The 16,390-nt window shown below is 67.5% G+C and carries 15 protein-coding genes; 6 read left to right on the top strand and 9 right to left on the bottom strand.

All coding sequences use genetic code 11. The features are described from left to right. Positions 1-46: 46 nt before the first annotated feature. The 4 genes from dnaG to QFZ36_RS19820 form a co-directional block, all read right to left on the bottom strand. Entirely contained in the window at positions 47-1,963 is a 1,917-nt protein-coding gene (gene dnaG, locus QFZ36_RS19835) for a DNA primase (protein ID WP_306638837.1), read from the bottom strand. 73 nt (positions 1,964-2,036) lie between these two features. Beyond that, complete coding sequence (locus tag QFZ36_RS19830) at positions 2,037-3,326, bottom strand: deoxyguanosinetriphosphate triphosphohydrolase (RefSeq protein WP_306638835.1); 1,290 nt, start codon at positions 3,324-3,326, stop codon at positions 2,037-2,039. Then, on the bottom strand, positions 3,319-4,497 hold the full coding sequence (dusB, locus tag QFZ36_RS19825) for a tRNA dihydrouridine synthase DusB (RefSeq protein WP_306638833.1): 1,179 nt from the start codon (positions 4,495-4,497) through the stop codon (positions 3,319-3,321). Before dusB ends, QFZ36_RS19830 begins: the two co-directional genes overlap by 8 nt. A gap of 77 nt (positions 4,498-4,574) precedes the next feature. Next, positions 4,575-6,035, bottom strand: coding sequence for a YibE/F family protein (locus tag QFZ36_RS19820; RefSeq protein ID WP_306638832.1), 1,461 nt, complete (start codon positions 6,033-6,035; stop codon positions 4,575-4,577). A gap of 84 nt (positions 6,036-6,119) precedes the next feature. Here QFZ36_RS19820 and QFZ36_RS19815 point away from each other — a divergent pair, with 84 nt between their 5' ends. Both QFZ36_RS19815 and QFZ36_RS19810 read left to right on the top strand, forming a co-directional pair. Further along, positions 6,120-6,878, top strand: coding sequence for an alpha/beta hydrolase (locus QFZ36_RS19815; protein WP_306638830.1), 759 nt, complete (start codon positions 6,120-6,122; stop codon positions 6,876-6,878). A 49-nt stretch (positions 6,879-6,927) separates the two neighbouring features. Beyond that, positions 6,928-7,752, top strand: coding sequence for a lysophospholipid acyltransferase family protein (locus QFZ36_RS19810; protein ID WP_306638828.1), 825 nt, complete (start codon positions 6,928-6,930; stop codon positions 7,750-7,752). A 96-nt stretch (positions 7,753-7,848) separates the two neighbouring features. Here the strand turns inward: QFZ36_RS19810 and QFZ36_RS19805 are convergent, their stop codons facing one another. The 3 genes from QFZ36_RS19805 to QFZ36_RS19795 all read right to left on the bottom strand — a co-directional run bounded on the left by QFZ36_RS19805 (position 7,849) and on the right by QFZ36_RS19795 (position 11,420). Further along, positions 7,849-8,877 (bottom strand): GNAT family N-acetyltransferase, encoded by a 1,029-nt coding sequence (locus QFZ36_RS19805; protein ID WP_306638827.1) that lies wholly within the window; start codon positions 8,875-8,877, stop codon positions 7,849-7,851. 3 nt (positions 8,878-8,880) lie between these two features. After that, positions 8,881-10,266, bottom strand: coding sequence for a glycine--tRNA ligase (locus QFZ36_RS19800; RefSeq protein WP_306638825.1), 1,386 nt, complete (start codon positions 10,264-10,266; stop codon positions 8,881-8,883). A 131-nt stretch (positions 10,267-10,397) separates the two neighbouring features. After that, positions 10,398-11,420, bottom strand: a complete 1,023-nt coding sequence (locus QFZ36_RS19795; RefSeq protein ID WP_306638823.1) for a DMT family transporter — start codon at positions 11,418-11,420, stop codon at positions 10,398-10,400. A 32-nt stretch (positions 11,421-11,452) separates the two neighbouring features. Here QFZ36_RS19795 and QFZ36_RS19790 point away from each other — a divergent pair, with 32 nt between their 5' ends. Continuing rightward, positions 11,453-11,680: an RNA-binding S4 domain-containing protein gene (locus QFZ36_RS19790; protein WP_306638822.1), complete on the top strand. Its 228-nt coding sequence runs from the start codon at positions 11,453-11,455 to the stop codon at positions 11,678-11,680. Positions 11,681-11,749: 69 nt separating this feature from the next. On the opposite strand, the gene QFZ36_RS19785 is transcribed toward QFZ36_RS19790, so the two are convergent. Continuing rightward, the gene (locus tag QFZ36_RS19785) at positions 11,750-12,400 is read right to left on the bottom strand and encodes an alpha/beta hydrolase (protein ID WP_306638821.1); all 651 of its coding nucleotides are present in this window, start codon (positions 12,398-12,400) and stop codon (positions 11,750-11,752) included. A gap of 149 nt (positions 12,401-12,549) precedes the next feature. Between QFZ36_RS19785 and QFZ36_RS19780 the strand changes: the two genes are divergently transcribed. Genes QFZ36_RS19780 through QFZ36_RS19770 form a run of 3 tightly spaced genes read left to right on the top strand, consistent with a single transcriptional unit; the run spans position 12,550 to position 15,215 of the window. Next, a complete protein-coding gene (locus QFZ36_RS19780; protein WP_306639287.1) occupies positions 12,550-13,347 on the top strand; it encodes an SGNH/GDSL hydrolase family protein in 798 nt (265 codons plus the stop codon). Positions 13,348-13,404: 57 nt separating this feature from the next. Beyond that, complete coding sequence (locus QFZ36_RS19775) at positions 13,405-14,628, top strand: winged helix DNA-binding domain-containing protein (RefSeq protein ID WP_306638820.1); 1,224 nt, start codon at positions 13,405-13,407, stop codon at positions 14,626-14,628. Positions 14,629-14,660: 32 nt separating this feature from the next. After that, complete coding sequence (locus QFZ36_RS19770) at positions 14,661-15,215, top strand: hypothetical protein (RefSeq protein WP_306638819.1); 555 nt, start codon at positions 14,661-14,663, stop codon at positions 15,213-15,215. A gap of 47 nt (positions 15,216-15,262) precedes the next feature. On the opposite strand, the gene metX is transcribed toward QFZ36_RS19770, so the two are convergent. After that, positions 15,263-16,378 (bottom strand): homoserine O-acetyltransferase MetX, encoded by a 1,116-nt coding sequence (metX, locus tag QFZ36_RS19765; RefSeq protein ID WP_306638818.1) that lies wholly within the window; start codon positions 16,376-16,378, stop codon positions 15,263-15,265. Between the last annotated feature and the right edge of the window lie 12 nt (positions 16,379-16,390).

The following is a 16,390-nucleotide window of genomic DNA, read 5'->3' as shown; positions in this document are numbered from 1 at the left end:
GGCTGGAAACGAAATCGGGGCCGCCGCCGCAGTGTGCGGGAGCCTGCTACGCCTCCGCCCGCAGGGCGCGGCGTTCCATTTCGAGCATCATCAGCTCCCGGTTGAGCCGCTGATAGGTCTCCGGGTCCGCCGCAGGGTCCAGCCGCTGCAGCTGGCCCATCTTGTCGGCCTTGACCCGGGTGATCTGCAGCTCGAACAGCCTCGCCAGGATGTCCCGGCAGTACTTCTGCACCGCTTCCTCCGTGCTGGCAGGGAGCGGCACCACGGCCAGTTCGGAGACCAGGGGCCGCAGCGGTTCCGGAACTTCGTGCATCACGTGCTCCACCCAGCGCACGGGGTCGGCGGTGAGGGCCGGGCCGGTGGCACGCATCGCATCGTGGACAGCCTGGAAGGCCGGGGTGGCAAAACGGGCAGCGGCGAAGCGGTCCCACATGCCGCCAGCCAGCAGTGCAGGCTCCTGCAGGGCCACTTCCAGCGCCTGCCGCTCCATGGAGGCCACCGGGTCCCGCGGGTCCGGCCGGTGGAAGGAGGGTACGGCGCCCGACGACGGTCCGGCAGCTACGCCGGGTCCGCCCGGTTGGGCGGCGCGGGAGGGAGCCCCGGGACCGGACGCGGCCGGCCCGCCCTGGTCGCCGCGCTTAACTGCTGCCGTGACCATCCGCAGCACCTCGTTGGGGTCCGGCATGCCCAGCCACCCTGTCAGCGCCTGGCAGTAGCCGGTCCGGGTAGATGCGTCACGGATGGCGGCGACCACGGGCACAGACGCTTTTAGGCCCTGTACGCGGCCTTCCACGGTGTCCAGGTTGAACTGCTTCAGCGTGGTGCGGATGGCGAACTCGAACAGCGGCCGCCGGGACTGCACCAGGGCGTGCACCGCCTCGTCGCCCTTGCTTTGGCGCAGGTCGCAAGGATCCGCTCCTGTCGGCTCCACGGCCACATAGGTCTGGGCGGTAAACCGCTGGTCCTCCTCAAAGGCGCGCAGCGCCGCCTTCTGGCCTGCGGCGTCGCCGTCGAAGGTGAAGATAACCTCTCCCCCGGTGCCGTCGTCGGACAGCAGCCTGCGGGCGATCTTGATGTGCTCGGTGCCGAACGCCGTTCCGCAGGTGGCCACCGCCGTCGGGATTCCCGCCAGGTGGCAGGCCATGACGTCGGTATAACCCTCCACCACCACCAGTTGCCGGTCCTTGGCGATGCTGCGCTTGGCGAGGTCGATCCCGTAGAGCACCTGGGATTTTTTGTACAGCGTGGTCTCGGGGGTGTTGAGGTACTTGGGGCCCTGGTCATCCTCGTAGAGCTTCCTGGCGCCGAAGCCGATGGTGTCCCCCGCGATGTCCCGGATGGGCCAGATCAGGCGGCCGCGGAAACGGTCGTAAATGCCCCGGTTGCCTTCAGAGAACATGCCCGTCAGCTTCAGCTCGGCGTCAGTGAAACCGCGGTTCCGTAGGTGCTTCAGCAGTGCATCCCAGCCCTGCGGGGCGTAGCCCACGCCGAACTGCTCCGCCGCTGCCCGGTCGAACCCGCGCCCGTGCAGGAACGTCCTCGCCTCCGCGGCGCCGGGTGTCAGCAGCTGCGACTGGAAGAACTCGTCGGCGATCTTGTGGGCGTCCAGCAGCCGCTGCCGGCGCCCCACTTCCTCGCGGTTGGGGCCGGTGCCGCCGTCCTCATACCGGAGCTCATAGCCGATCCTGGCGGCCAGCTTCTCCACGGCTTCCTGGAAGGAACTGTGGTCCTGTTTCTGCACAAAGGCGATGGCGTCGCCATCCTCGCCGCAGCCGAAGCAATGGTAGCGGCCTACCTGCGGGCGGACGGTGAAGGACGGCGAGCGCTCGTCGTGGAAGGGGCACAGCCCCTTGAAGGTCCCCAGGCCGGCGCCCTTGAGCGTCACGTAGCCGTCAACCACTTCCTTGATGTCCGTGCGCTGGCGTACTTCGTCGATATCTTCACGTTTGATCAGCCCAGGCACAGAGCAATCCTAGCCCCGGGCAGTGACCTTCCAGGCCCGGGGTACGACGGCGGCCGGCGCCCTATGGCGTTCCTCACCACAGCGATGGGAGGCTCCCCACCAGCCGTTCGTACATGGCCAGCGCCGAGCCGTCGGTGAGTGACGCCACCTGGTCGATGACCACGCGAAGGCGCGCACCGTCGTCGGGCGCGTCACGCCAGTCAGCGGCGAACATCGGCTCGAGGTGGCGGTCCCCGGTGGCGCTCAGGGCCGTGACCAGCGCGTGCAGCACTTCGCGCTGGCGCTCATAGATGGGTTGGCGGTGCTCGGTGGTCATTACGAAGGTGGTGGCCAGGCCCTTCATGACGGCGATCTCCATGACGGTCTCGTCCGGGACCATGAGCTGGGCGCTGTACCGGGTGAGGTTCTCCGGGCCGTACACGGCGCGGGTGGTCTCGAGGGCGCTCTGGCAGAACCGGCCGATCAGCTGGCTGGTCATGTTCTTCAGGGCGGCCATGGATTTGCGGCTGCCGTCCGCTTCCCGAACCCAGACGTCGGTGGCCTCGAGGCGGGCCAGGGCGGCGTCGATGGCGGCGGGATCGTTGTGCGGCAGGTACCACTGCTTGGCATACCCCACTACACGGGCACGGTGGTCCGGGTTGTCCATCCAGCGGAGCTGGAAATGCCCGGCCACGATGGCGTCCTCCACGTCATGCACTGAATAGGAGATGTCGTCGGCGAGGTCCATCACCTGGGCCTCCAGGCAGGACCGGCGCTCCGGGGCGCCTTCCCGGATCCAGTTGAAGATGGGGAGATCGTCCTCGTAGGCACCGAACTTGCTGGTCCGCTGGCCGTGGATCACGGGGGCTTCCAGGGCGGACCAGGGATACTTGGCGGCCGCATCGAGGCTGGCCCGGGTGAGGTTCAGTCCGGCCGGCTGGCCGTCCGCCGTCAGCACCTTGGGCTCGAGCCGGGTCAGGAGGCGCAGGGTCTGGGCATTGCCCTCGAAGCCTCCGATGGCGTGCGCCACCTCGTTCAGCGCCGACTCCCCGTTGTGCCCGAACGGCGGATGGCCGAGGTCGTGGCTGAGACAGGCGGTATCTACGACGTCGGGGTCGCAGCCCAGGGCACGGCCCAGTTCACGGCCCACCTGGGCCACCTCGAGGCTGTGGGTGAGGCGGGTCCGGACAAAGTCGTCAGTGTCCGGAGCCACCACCTGGGTCTTGGCACCGAGCCTGCGGAGAGCTGAGGAATGCAGCACCCTGGCCCGGTCACGCTCAAAGTCAGAACGGTAGACGTTCTTGGTCGGCTCCTCCACCCAGCGGGCGGAATCGTCGCTGTCATAGCCCGGCAGTACCGGAGCGGCAGTCCGGGTCTCAGCCACCGGAAACGTCCAGCTCTGCAGCGGAGATGTCCCGGGACTGGTCCGCGTTCAGGGCGCGGGATTCCAGCCAGTCCTTGGGCAGGGCCGGCTTCTTGGGAGAGCCGGCGCGGCCCCGCGGACCCTCAGCATCGACGCCCGGGTACGGGGATTCGAGGTCCAGTTCGGCCAGCGTGTCGCGCAACATCTGGAGGCTGGTTACCAGGGCGAGCCGCGTGCGCAGTTCACCGCCCACCACGTAGCCCTTGAAGTACCAGGCAATGTGCTTGCGGATCTCTCGCAGCGCTTTGCCCTCGTCACCGAAAGTTTCCACCATCAGTTCCGCGTGCCGGTACACACCCTCGGCCACCTGGCGCAGGTTCGGCTTGTGCCTGGCGTCGCTGCCTTCGAAGGCAGCCTGGAGGTCGCCGAACAGCCAGGGCCGGCCCTGGCAGCCGCGGCCCACCACAACCCCGTCGACGCCGGTTTCCCGCACCATACGCACGGCATCCTCTGCGGACCAGATGTCGCCGTTGCCCAGGACCGGGATGTCCGGCAGCGCCTCGCGGAGGCGGGCGATTGCGGACCAGTCGGCCTGTCCCGAGTAGAACTGGGCGGCGGTCCTGCCGTGCAGCGCGACGGCGGCGACGCCGGAATCGCGGGCGATGCGGCCGGCGTCGAGGTATGTCAGGTGGTCCTCGTCGATGCCCTTGCGCATCTTAATGGTCAGCGGGATGTTGCCCTTGGACGCTTCCTTGACGGCAGTCTGCACGATGGAAGTGAAGAGGTCGATCTTCCAGGGCAGGGCGGAGCCGCCGCCGCGCCGGGTCACCTTGGGCACCGGGCAGCCGAAGTTCAGGTCGATGTGGTCTGCCCGGTTTTCCTCCACGAGCATGCGCACAGCGGCGCCCACCGTCACCGGGTCCACGCCGTACAGCTGGACGGAACGGACTTTCTCGTCGTCGTCGTGGGAAATGATCCGCAGGGATTCGGGGGTCCGCTCCACGAGGGCGCGGGAGGTGACCATCTCGGCCACATACATGCCGCCGCCGTATTCACGGCACAAACGACGAAAAGCCGAATTGGTAATGCCCGCCATGGGCGCCAGGATCACCGGCGTGTCCACGGTGATGGGGCCCAGCTTCAGGGGCGGGAGTTCCAGCTTGGGGGCGGGAGGCGTTGCTGTAACAGTCACCTGTCCATTGTCGCAAAGCCGGGCAAATCGTGTATTCCGGGTGCCGCGTCCGCCGTGCGCTGCCGGACCCGCGGCCGTCAGCTTCGTTCTGCGGCCCTGCGGCCCCGACGGGTTTGGAGGGCTGCGGCTGCAAGCGCACCGGTGTCCGTGACATCGTCCGGATCGACAGCAGCCCGGGCTCTTGCCTCGGCACCAACGCGTCCCCTTGAAGGCGGCCCCCCGCCGTCGTCCGATTCCCGGGCACCGGACCCGTCAACCTCAGCTGCCCCTGAGCCCGTGGCCTTAACAACCAGCACGGCAATCAAGGTGGTGACCGGGATGGCCAGGACCAGGCCGATGGAACCGACCAGGGTGCGGATGACTTCTTCGGAGAGTTCCGCGCTGGTGAGGGTGTCCGCGAGGGGACGGTCGTAGAGCATCACGATGATGAGGATCGGCAGGGCGGCGCCGGCATAGGCGAACGCGATCGTGTAGACGGTGGAGGCGATGTGGTCGCGGCCGATCCGCATGGCTGAGGTGAAGAGCTTCCGTGCACTGCTCTGCGGTGCGAGTTCGTACAGCTCCCACACCGCGGAGGACTGTGTGATGGTTACGTCGTTGAGCACACCCAGCCCCGAGATGATGAGCCCGCACAGGATCACGCCGGAGATGGAGATGTTGGCCGAGGTGTTCATCAGGGTGGTTGCCTCGTGGTTGCCCACGCCCGCGAGGTTGGCCGCGCCGGTGGCCCACGCCGCCAGGAGGGCTGTGATCGCCAGGCCGAAGATGGTGCCCAGGAGGGCTGTGGAGGTCCTCGCGGAGAAGCCGTGGGCGAAGTACAGGACCCCGATCATGATCACCGTGGATCCCACCAGGGCCAGCAGGAGCGGCGGCTTCCCTTCCACCAGGCCCGGGAGCATAAAGCTGGCCAGCACGAAGTAGGCGCCGACAAGTCCGATCAGCGCCCGGAGGCCGCGCCAGCGGGCCACCGCGATCACCACCGCGGCGTACAGCAACGCGAGCAGGACAATCGGCAGCGTCCGGACGAAGTCCACAAAGATATAGGCGGGCGAACCCTGTCCCGCCGAGGCGCCCTGCGCTTTGGACAGGTTCAGGTAACGGATCTGGTCGCCGGGTTTGACGCCGTGGGACATGGCGATGTCCGGGTTGATGACCACCTTCACCGGGTTTCCGCCCTTGTCCGGCTCGGTGAAGGCAAACGTGCAGTCCGACCCCTGGCCCTGCTGGGTTTGGCCCTGCGTTGTTTGGCCCTGTTCACCGGGGTTCTGCTGGCTGACGCCCTGCATGCAGTTTTCGGTGACCACGCTCTGTATGGTGCCCGTATCGAAGGAGACGCCAGGGGCCGCCGAATACGGGTTGGCCAGGGAGATGCCTTCCTTGCTTCCCGAGGGCCAGAGCATCGCCATGCCGGCCAGCGTCAGCAGGGCCAGCGGGATCAGCACTGCGGCCAGGATGCGGTTTGCCCGCCGGCGGGCGGCAATCGCCTCAGGGGTCGGCTCCGAATGATCTGTAGGCGCGTGGGAGTGGCCGGACCCCATCAGCAGTAGAACCTCATACGTTGAACTCTACGTCCGGCGCCGTAGGGTTGATAAATGGATCGGCAGTACGGGGAGGAACCGGGCATGGCCAATCGCAGTACAGAGGAAAGTGGCAGCTTGGACGCGGGCGGAGCAGCCGCGGAAGTGGTGCACCGGCCCGCACTCAGTGTGCTGCCGTCGTCCGGGCCCACCCTGGGCATTGCCCTGGTGCTGCATGGCGGGAAGTCCCACAGCCGGGAGCCGGTGGAGGCCCGGCACCTGAGCCCGGCGCGGATGGTGCCTTTTGCCAGGCACATCCACCGTGCAGGCCGGCAGCACGGGCTTGCCGTGTGGTCCCTCCGCAACAGCGTGCGGGGCTGGAACGGGGAGGACATGACGCCATTGCAGGATGCGCGGTGGGCCCTCCAGCAGATCAGCAGCCAGCACCCGGACGTCCCGGTGTTCCTGGTAGGTCATTCGATGGGCGGCCTGACCGCCGTCTGCGCCGCGGACCACCCCCAAGTGGAAGCGGTAGTGGCCCTGGCGCCATGGCTGAGCCCGGGGACGCCGGTGTCCGGCGTGACCGGCAGGAAGGTGCTGATTGTCCACGGCACCTTCGACCGGTGGACCAGCCCCTCGGCGTCGCTCGCGTTTGCCCGGCGCGCGGCTGCCGGTGCCACCTCGATGCAGTACGTGTCTTTGAAGGGCGCCGGGCACTTTATGCTCCGAAAGATCCGGCTGTGGCACACGCTGTCCACCGGCTTTGTCCTGAAGGCCTTCAATGAGTCCGCGGGAGTGGACGCGGCCCTGCCGCGCGGGTTCGACCAGCTGCTGCCCGAATCATCCGTGCAGGTGACGCTGTAGGCACCTTATCCGTCCTGCCTGCACCGGTATCCCAAACGAGAGGAACCCCATGGCTTGGCGCCCCCGGCCAAGTGACCGTTTCTACCGGTTGATTGTCCGCCTTGGCCTTTTCCTGCGGTGGGCCTTCCAGATCAGAATCCTTGTCACCGGCACGGAGCACCTGCCGGCACCCGGACCACGCCAGGGCATCGCCCGGGCGTCGACGCCCGGCAGCGGTGCGGTCTTTGCCATCACGCACTTCGGCTATGTGGATTTCGCGGCGGCTGAACTCGTGCTGTGGAAGCATGCGCACGCGCAGCTGCGGTTCATGATCCACCAGGGTGCGGCCGACCACTGGCTCGCAGGCCCGGCCATCAGCGCCACCAACAGCGTGGTGGTGGGGTACTCCGAACGTGCCGGCGCCCTCGACGAGGCCGTGGCCAAGCTGGTGGGCGGCGAGTACCTGGCGGTATTCCCGGAGGGCGGCGTGAGCAGGAGCTTCAAGGTCCGGGAGTGCAAAACCGGTGCCGTCAGGATGGCCGCCGAAGCCGGCGTCCCTGTGATCCCGGTCTCCGTGTGGGGCGCCCACCTGCTGCTCACCAGGGGCCACGGGTTTTCGCCGCGGCTGGCCTGGCGTGCGCCGGTCCGCGTCCAGGTGGGTGAGCCGCTGCACGTCCCGCGGAACGTTGATGCAGAAGCCGCCACTGCCGAACTCCGCGCCCGGCTTCAGGCGGGAATTGATGCCTGCATCGCTGACTTTCCCTTGCCCGCCGCGCCCGGTGCCTGGTGGATGCCCTCCGACCTGGGCGGCGGCGCCCCGTCCGAAGCCGAGCGGCAACTGCTGGACGCCGAAGACGCTGCGAACGGCCGGCGTCGTGGTTCCCGCGGCAAGTAACCCCCAAGTAGGTAGCGCCAAGTGTCGTTTTGAGGGGTCAAAACGACACTTGGCGCTACTCAGTTTGGTGCGGCGGCGGGTTGGCCCGACGGCGGCTTAGTCCGAGACCACCAGGGTTTCCGGGCCGGCAAGGCGGGCCTTGCCGCTGTCCAGCAGGGGCTCGACGGCGGCGCGCAAAGCCGTCATGGAGTCGTCCAGTTCCAGCATCACCGGGTGCTGGTACGCAATCAGGGCCAGGATGTCCCGGACCGCCTCGGCAGCGTCGTCCGCGGCAAGCGCCGGCTCGTGGCCGACGAACACGTCCGTCGGCGCGTCCTGCCCGGCAGACTGTCCCGGGGCAGCGTCAGGATCCGCGGGCGCAGCGTAGCTGACGGCGAAGGCCCGGATCCGGCCCTTTTTGCTCGGCGCCACCCCGGCACCGAAGGCGGATTCGGGCTGGGCACGCAGCACGATGGCGCCGTGGGCTCCGGTGAGATCGTCCAGGAACAGTTTCTGCACCTGGCCCACGGACAGTACCCCGGGGGAATCCCAGTCGTGGATGGCGGTGTAATAGCGGCCCACCACGTCGGTCAGTTCCACGGAGCCGGTGGCCAGGTCCATCACCACGTCCGAGCCGGCGTTTTCGTCGTTGGCCGGACCGCCGCCGCTGTCGTTAGCCGGGAACACAGGAAGCCGGAGGGCGCCCGGTTCCACCACCACCAGCCGGGAACGCTGGATGGGCGACAATCCGAAGTGTTCGGCGAAGGCGGCGCCCGGAGTGCCCGGCTCCACCTTGGCGCGGAGCTTCGAAACGCCCGACGGCGCCTGCTCGGTTTCGCGCCGCAGCATTGTCAGGAGCGTGGCACCGATGCCGGAGCGCCGGTGGTCCCGCGCCACCTCAATGTAGGTCCAGAGCCGTTCCGGGTGCAGGGATGCCTCGTACACCACGCCTGCCGCAACGGGAATGCCGACGCCGTCGATGACGTCCTCGGCCACGATGCAGCGCCGCCATGGGGTGCCGACCCCGTCCGATGACACCGCCAGGGCCCCGCGGAACTGCCCGGCCTGGTGGGTTTCAGGGCCGCCCCAGATTTCCAGGAGGGCGAGGTCGTCACCCTCGCGCCATTCGCGGTATTCGATGGCCACGGCTTAGGCGCCGATCAGACGTGCGGCCAGGTAGCCCTCCACCTTGTCCAGGGAGACGCGTTCCTGGCTCATGGTGTCCCGTTCGCGGATGGTCACGGCCTGGTCCTCGAGGGTGTCGAAATCCACGGTGATGCAGAACGGGGTGCCGATTTCGTCCTGGCGGCGGTAGCGGCGGCCGATGGCGCCGGCGTCGTCGAAGTCGATGTTCCAGTTCTTGCGGAGCTGCGTTCCGAGGTCCTTGGCCTTTGGGGACAGGTCCTCGTTGCGGCTCAGCGGCAGCACGGCGGCCTTGACCGGGGCCAGACGCGGGTCAAGCTTCAGGACCGTGCGGACGTCGACGCCGCCCTTGGCGTTGGGAGCCTCGTCCTCGGTGTAGGCGTCCACCAGGAACGCCATAAAGGAACGGGTGAGGCCGGCGGCGGGCTCGATCACATACGGGGTGTAGCGCTCGTTGGTGGCCTGGTTGAAGTAGCTCAGGTCCGTTCCGGAGGCCTTGGCGTGGGTGGACAGGTCAAAGTCCGTGCGGTTGGCGATGCCTTCCAGCTCGCCCCACTCGGAGCCCTGGAAACCGAAGCGGTACTCGATGTCCGTGGTGCCCTTAGAGTAGTGGCTCAGCTTTTCCAGCGGGTGCTCGAAGAAGCGCAGGTTCTCCTCGCGGATGCCCAGGCCGGTGTACCAGGACATGCGCTCCTTCATCCAGTACTGGTGCCATTCCTCATCGGTGCCGGGCTCGACGAAGAACTCCATTTCCATCTGCTCGAACTCGCGGGTGCGGAAGATGAAGTTGCCCGGGGTGATCTCGTTGCGGAAGGACTTGCCGATCTGGCCGATGCCGAACGGCGGCTTCTTGCGGGAGGTGGTGAGGACGTTGTTGAAGTTCACAAAGATGCCCTGGGCCGTTTCCGGGCGCAGGTAGTGCATGCCTTCCTCGCTGGCCACGGGGCCCAGGAAGGTCTTGAGGAGGCCGGAGAATTCCTGCGGCTCGGTCCATTCACCGCGGGTTCCGCAGTTCGCGCAGGCAATGTCCTTCAGGCCGTTCTCCGCAGGGCGGCCCTTCTTTTCCTCGTATTCTTCCTCGAGGTGGTCAGCACGGTAGCGCTTGTGGCAGGAAAGGCATTCCACCAGCGGGTCGGAGAAGACCTCAACGTGGCCGGAGGCTTCCCAGACCTGGCGGGGCAGGATCACGGAGGAATCCAGGCCCACCACGTCCTCGCGGCCGCGGACCATGGACTGCCACCACTGGCGCTTGATGTTTTCCTTCAGTTCGGCGCCGAGGGGCCCGTAGTCCCAGGCAGAACGCGAACCTCCGTAGATCTCACCGGCCTGGAACACAAAGCCCCTCCGCTTGGAGAGGGAAATGACCTGGTCGAGTACGGATTTTGCTGCCATGGGGGTAACTCCAATTTCTACAGGGCCGCTGGGTGCGGTCCGCGGTTTTCAGGCCCCGGTTGCGCCAAGGGTGAGCACCGCTGGCTGCCGGGAGGGGCGGATGAAGGAAAGATGCGTGAAAGCTGCGTGTCCTAGCCTACCGGTGCCTGTCTTCGGAACGCTCCCCGCGGCCAGGGCAGGGTTGCCAGGACGATGGCGGCCAGTGTCAGGATGGTTCCCAGCACGGTGGCCGGCGCCACCACTGTTCCCGGCGCGGGCAGGATCACATCCAGCGCCAGCGAGCCGAGCAACTGGCCTGCGATCATGCCCAGCCCGGTGACCAGCACGCCCAGGCTGCGGACCAGCAGCGCGCCCAGACCGATGAACACACAGCCCATGGGGCCGCCCACGTAGTACCACCACTCCCCCGGCAGCGGGCTGCCCGGCCCGGCCACCGCCAGTTTGATGCCGTAGGCGGTCCAGAGCACCAGGCAGCCGGCAACAAAATTGACCAGGGTGGCGGCGATGGGAGTGCCGTAATGGACAGTGGCCGTCCCGTTCATGGCCTGCTGGAAGCTCATCAGGAAGCCTGCCAGCACGGGCAGCAGGAGCGGAAGAAGCAAGTCGGACGGGCCGGCGTCGGGTGCACCGGCGGCACCGGCGGCTCCCGTGCCGCCCACGGCTCCGGTGAAGCGGGGCGAAACGGCCCAGGCGACGGCCGCTATGGTCAGCAGGCAGCCGATGATCCGGATCCCGGTGACTGATTTCTTGCCGGCGGGCCCGATGCCCAGCCGGTCAACCAGCAGTCCGCTGACGGTCTGGCCGGTGACGGTGGCCACGGTGAAGAGGGCGACGCCGAGGATGCCCACGGTGAAGGACTGGGCGAAGACGAACAATGCGCCGATGCCGCCGGCGAGGACGTAGACCCGGGGAAAAGCCCTGTTCCGGACAGCGGGAAGGATGCTGGCCAGCCCGGCGCGGCCCCGCGGCAGGAGCAGCGAGATGAGGATCATCACCAGGAGGCCTGTGCTGAAACTCACCACGGACGCGGCGATGCCGTCGTTCAACCGGGCGCCCAGCGCACCGTTGATGCGGCCCTGGACTGGAATGGCAAGGCCCGAGCCCACCGCCAGCGGCAGGCCTGCGAGCAGGGGCAGGCGGGGGGAGGAGGTCATTGAATCCACATTACGTCAGGCATTATTGCTTCATGAGCAACGTTGAAGAGATCCCCATCCGCGACAGCATGATCCGCCTTGGCCAGCTCCTGAAGCTCGCCAACCTAGTGGAGGACGGCGTGGAGGCGGCGGAGCTGATCAAGAACGGGCTCGTTAAGGTCAACGGGGAAATTGACGATCGCCGCGGCCGCCAGCTGCACAACGGGGACACGGTCACGGTGAACAACCAGACAGTGAAGGTCGTCGCGCCGGAGGCCTGACCGGCTGCCGCACCCGCCCTCCACACCGGGACGGCCTGGCAGCGCACGGCGCCGCCCGCCGTCGTACCCCTACTTCTTCAACACCTCGTGCGTGAGGAACTCGGACACGTGCCCGATCTCCTGCTGGTTGATCCCGTGCCACATGCCCGTGTACAGCACCTTGGTGAGATTAACGTGCCGGCGGACCCAGCCCATGGTGTATTCGATCTTGTCCGGCGTGATGACGGGGTCCTGCTGATCGCGGCCCCAGAACAGTGGGACGGTGCCGTCCAGTTCGGAGTCCCTGAAGCTGGGATCGTCCCCGGCATCCACCACAAAACCTGACAGGCCGACGACGGCCGCGAAGTCCGTGGGCCGTTGCCGCAGGAGCGTGGTGGCCATGGCCATGCCCATCGAAAAGCCGAGCAGGGTCACCGAGGGGTGCCCGGCCCGGATGGTGTCGATCCAGTCGAGCACGAACGACGAAGCCGCCTTCACCCGGTCCAGCGAGTAATCGATGGACGCCGTGAGCGGGAACCAGGTGAAGCCGGGGCCCATGGCGATCGGAGCCCGGACGGAAGCGACTGCGAAGTCATCCGGAAGCAGGTCGGCCAGGCTGAGCAGATCCTGTTCGTTGGCGCCGTAGCCGTGCAGCAGCACCAGCAGCGGCTTGCCGTCGCGCTGGTCCTCGGGATGGGACCACAAAACAACAGGGGCAGGAAATACTTCGGCTTCAGTCATGGTTTCCATTCTTACAGTTACCCGAAGGTAACAACCTACGTTCGCGTAGCTTCCGAAACGGAAGGCAGGATAGGACCGTGACTGACGCGAGTACCTTTCAGACGGCCGCTGCCCCTGCCGGATCCCACCCCTGGACCCGGTACGTGGCAATGGGCGATTCCTTTACCGAGGGCATCGGCGACCCCGAGCCCTCAAGCCCCGGCGGCTACCGCGGCTGGGCCGACAGGGTGGCGGAGGAACTCAGCCGCACCAAGCCCGACTTTGCCTATGCGAACCTTGCGGTGCGTGGCCGGTTGGTCCAACAAGTGGTGGACCAACAACTGGCCCCGTGCCTGGCGCTGAAGCCGGACCTGGTGACCCTCTCCGCCGGAGGCAACGACCTGCTCCGCCCGGGCGGCGACCCCGACGCCCTGGCCGAGAAACTCGATTCCGTGGTCCAGCTCCTGGCTCTGGGCGGCGCCACCGTGGTCCTCTTCAACGGCCCGGACACGGGTTCCTCGGTACTGGGCAGGATCCGCAGCAAGGTGGCCATCTATAACGAGAACCTGCGGACGGTTGCTGCGCGGCACGACGCGATCATCGCCGATATGTGGTCCCTGCGCCAGCTCAGCGACCCCCAAATGTGGGACGTGGACCGGCTTCACTTCTCGCCGCTGGGCCACCACACCATCGCGGCCATGGTCCTGGATGCACTGAATGTGGAGCACACTCTGAAGCCGCTGCAGCCCAAGCCACTGCCGCCGCAGACCTGGCGCGAGGCACGCTCCGGGGACCTCGTCTGGGCGCGCGAGTACTTTGTGCCCTGGGTGCTGCGCCGGCTGCGGCACCAGTCCTCGGGTGACGGGATCAGCGCAAAGCGGCCGACGCCGGGACCTGTGTTCGGCCCGGGCGTTCCGTTGGGTTCCGGCGAGGGTCCGCTCGGGACCACCGAGGCTGCCCGGCGCTAGCAGAGTGATTGTGGTGACGGCCTGTGCGGGCAGCTGAGTAGTTTCAAGGGGTTGTGCATGGAACCGGAGCAGGTGGTGCGGCGGCGGCTGCGGTCGCAGCTGCTCCGCGACCCCGGCGCCGCATCCCCGGAGACAGCCCTGCGGGCGCTGCTCGCCGTGCAAGCGCAGGAGTTCACCTACGCCCGGTGGAGTTTGGCGCAGCGCGTGTCAGCCGCAGCTGCACCAGCCGTTACCGCGGCGGACATCGAGCAGGCCGTGGCAGACGGGCGGATCCTGCGGACGCATATCCTCCGGCCCACTTGGCATTTTGTCCACCGGGATGATCTCCGCTGGCTTCTGGCGCTTTCCGCACCGCGGCTCGAGCAAGCCAATGCCGCCACGTACCGGCACACCGGCATCGATGCAGCCGTTGCCGCCCGGAGTGACGAGGTCCTGGCCGGCGCGGTTGCGGGCGGGAACCACCTGTCCCGGGAAGGCCTCGCCGCGAGCCTTCACGACGCCGGGTTCCCGGCCAAGGGCCTGCAGCTTGCCTACCTGATCATGCACGCCGAAATCAGCGGCGTCCTGGTGAGCGGCAGGCCCGTGCGCAGCGCGGGCGGGGCGTTGAAGCAGACGTATGCGCTTTTCGACGAGCGGGTGCCCGTCGGGGCGGAACCTGAGCCCGGCCGGCCTGAAGCACTCGCCGAATTGGCCCGCCGCTATTTCACCAGCCGGGGCCCGGCGACGGTCAAGGACTGCGCCGACTGGTCCGGGCTGACCATGACGGACGTCCGCAAGGGCCTGCAACTCACTGTCGAGGCGCACCCCAAAGCCCTGGCCGAAACGGTGATTGACGGCGTCGTTGTCTACTTCGATGCGGGGAGTGACGACGGAAGTCTGGACGCGGGAAGCCTCGACGCCGCCGGGGCCGGCGCTGGTGCTGGTGGCGCCGGCGCTGGTGGTGCTGGCGTTGGTGGTGCTTCGGAAGTCCGGCCGCGGATAGACCTGATCCAGTGCTACGACGAGTATGTGATGGGCTATTCCGCCACGCGGCATTACATGGGAGGCGGGGCGCCGGCCTTTCCGTTCAAGGGCGAACCCATGCATGTGGTGCTGCTGGACGGGCGGATGGCCGGATCATGGCGGCACACGCTGCTTCCGGGCCGGTGCGAACTGGACATCCGCCTCTCCTCTGCGGATGCCGCTCCCGGCTCTCCGCTGGCTGCGGCAGTTCAGGAAGCCGTGGATAGGTATGGCGCCTTTATGGAGCTCCCCACGGTCCGCGTGCAAGCCCGGGCTTAAGCTGGAAGGACACCAATGAGAGGCACGGCACCGTGAGCAACTTGTTTTTCTGGATCATCGTCTTGTCGTTCCTGGTCCCGATGGCCATGCGGATGTACCGGAAGTCCGTGGCCCGCAGGAACCACGAGCAGAGCTTTTCGGGACGCTACCCGGACCAGTTCCCGGGCGGCGGCATGTACCCCGGTTCCAACGGCCCGCAGAGCAACCAGCCCCGGGACGGTTTCACCCAGCAGGACTACTTCGGTGGCGGATTCCGGCAGCTTGACCAGCCCCAGCCCCTCCCGGGCTCGCCGCTGCCGCCCGTTCAGCCGGTCCCGCCGATGGACCAGCAGTTCCCGCCCTACGGGCAGCCGACGTTTGGCCAGCCCGGCTACGGACAGCCCGGTTACGGACAGCACGGACAGCCCCTGCCCGGCCAGCCCGAAGAAGCCCCGCAGCAGCCCGCGGCCCCGGCCACTCCCCCTCCGCCGTCGGCCCCGCAGGGCTACCGCGCGCGCAAGCTTGCGGAACTGGACCAGAAGTACAGCAACGGCGAGCTCTCCATGGAGGATTACATGGCCCGCCGCAGCGAGATCATGAACGGCTAGGAAGCAGCCAGGCCAGGAACCCAGGCAGCGGTCAGACCAGCCCGCCGTCAGACCAGGAAACCTGTCCGGAGCTGGTTTCCCAGCTGGCCTATTTCCGTGAGGAATCCGTCGTGACCGATGGGCGCCTCGATGAAGTGGACGTCCACGTCTCCGGGGAGGGCCCGGGCCAGCTCCAAGGACTGGGACGGGAAGTAGAGCCGGTCCGAATCCACGGCGGCTACGAAGAACCGCGCATCGGCACGGGACAGGGTTTGCTCGAGGGGTCCTCGGCCACGGCAGATGTCGTGGCTCATCAGCGCTTCGGTGATGGCGATGTAGCTGTTGGCGTCGAAGCGCTGGACCAGCTTGGTGCCCTGATGGTCCAGGTAGCTCTCCACCTGGTAGCGCCCGCGCGCCGCGAGCTGCCCGCCCTGGAAGGGCGATTCGGGGGCCTGCGGTGCCCGGCCGAAGCGTCCGTCCAGTTCCAGCGGCGAACGGTACGTGATGTGGGCAATGCGCCGGGCCAGGGCCAGGCCATCCTCCGGCAATGGCCCGCCGTAGTAGTCACCGCCGTTGAAGTTAGCGTCCTGGCGGATGGCGAGAGTCTGTGCCTGGGCGAAGGCGATCTGCTCGGCGGTACTCGCGGCCCCCACGGAAATCACGGCACAGCGCTGCACCCGTTCCGGATATGTCACCGCCCATTCCAGCGCACGTGCGCCGCCCATCGAGCCGCCCAGTACGGCAAACCAGCTGCTGATGCCCAGCTGGTCCGCCAGCCGGGCCTCCGCCTCGGTGGTGTCCCGGAGGGTCACCAGCGGGAACCGGGAGCCCCAGGGTTTGCCGTCAGGTGCGGGCGACGACGGACCGGTGGACCCGTAGCAGCCGCCCACAATGTTGATTGAGACGACGAAGAACTGGTCGGTGTCCACGGGCGCACCCGGTCCCGCGAGCTGTTCCCACCAACCGGGCTCATCCGTGTCGCCCCTTGTCACGTGGGTGCTTCCGGTGAGCGCGTGCTCGATCAGGACTGCATTGCTGCCGTCCTCATTCAGCGTGCCCCAGGTCTCGTAGGCCAGGGTGACATCCGGCAGGTATCCGCCGGCTTCCAGCTTGAGGCCCCCGATGGAGGCATAGCGGACAATCCCATGCTCGGGAACAGTGGTACGGGTGACGGTAACCGTCATGGCAAGACCTCT

This window comes from Pseudarthrobacter siccitolerans (assembly GCF_030823375.1).
Lineage (GTDB): Bacteria > Actinomycetota > Actinomycetes > Actinomycetales > Micrococcaceae > Arthrobacter > Arthrobacter siccitolerans_A.
The sequence above is the reverse complement of the archived record's forward strand: the minus strand, read 5'-3'. Positions and strand labels throughout refer to the sequence as shown.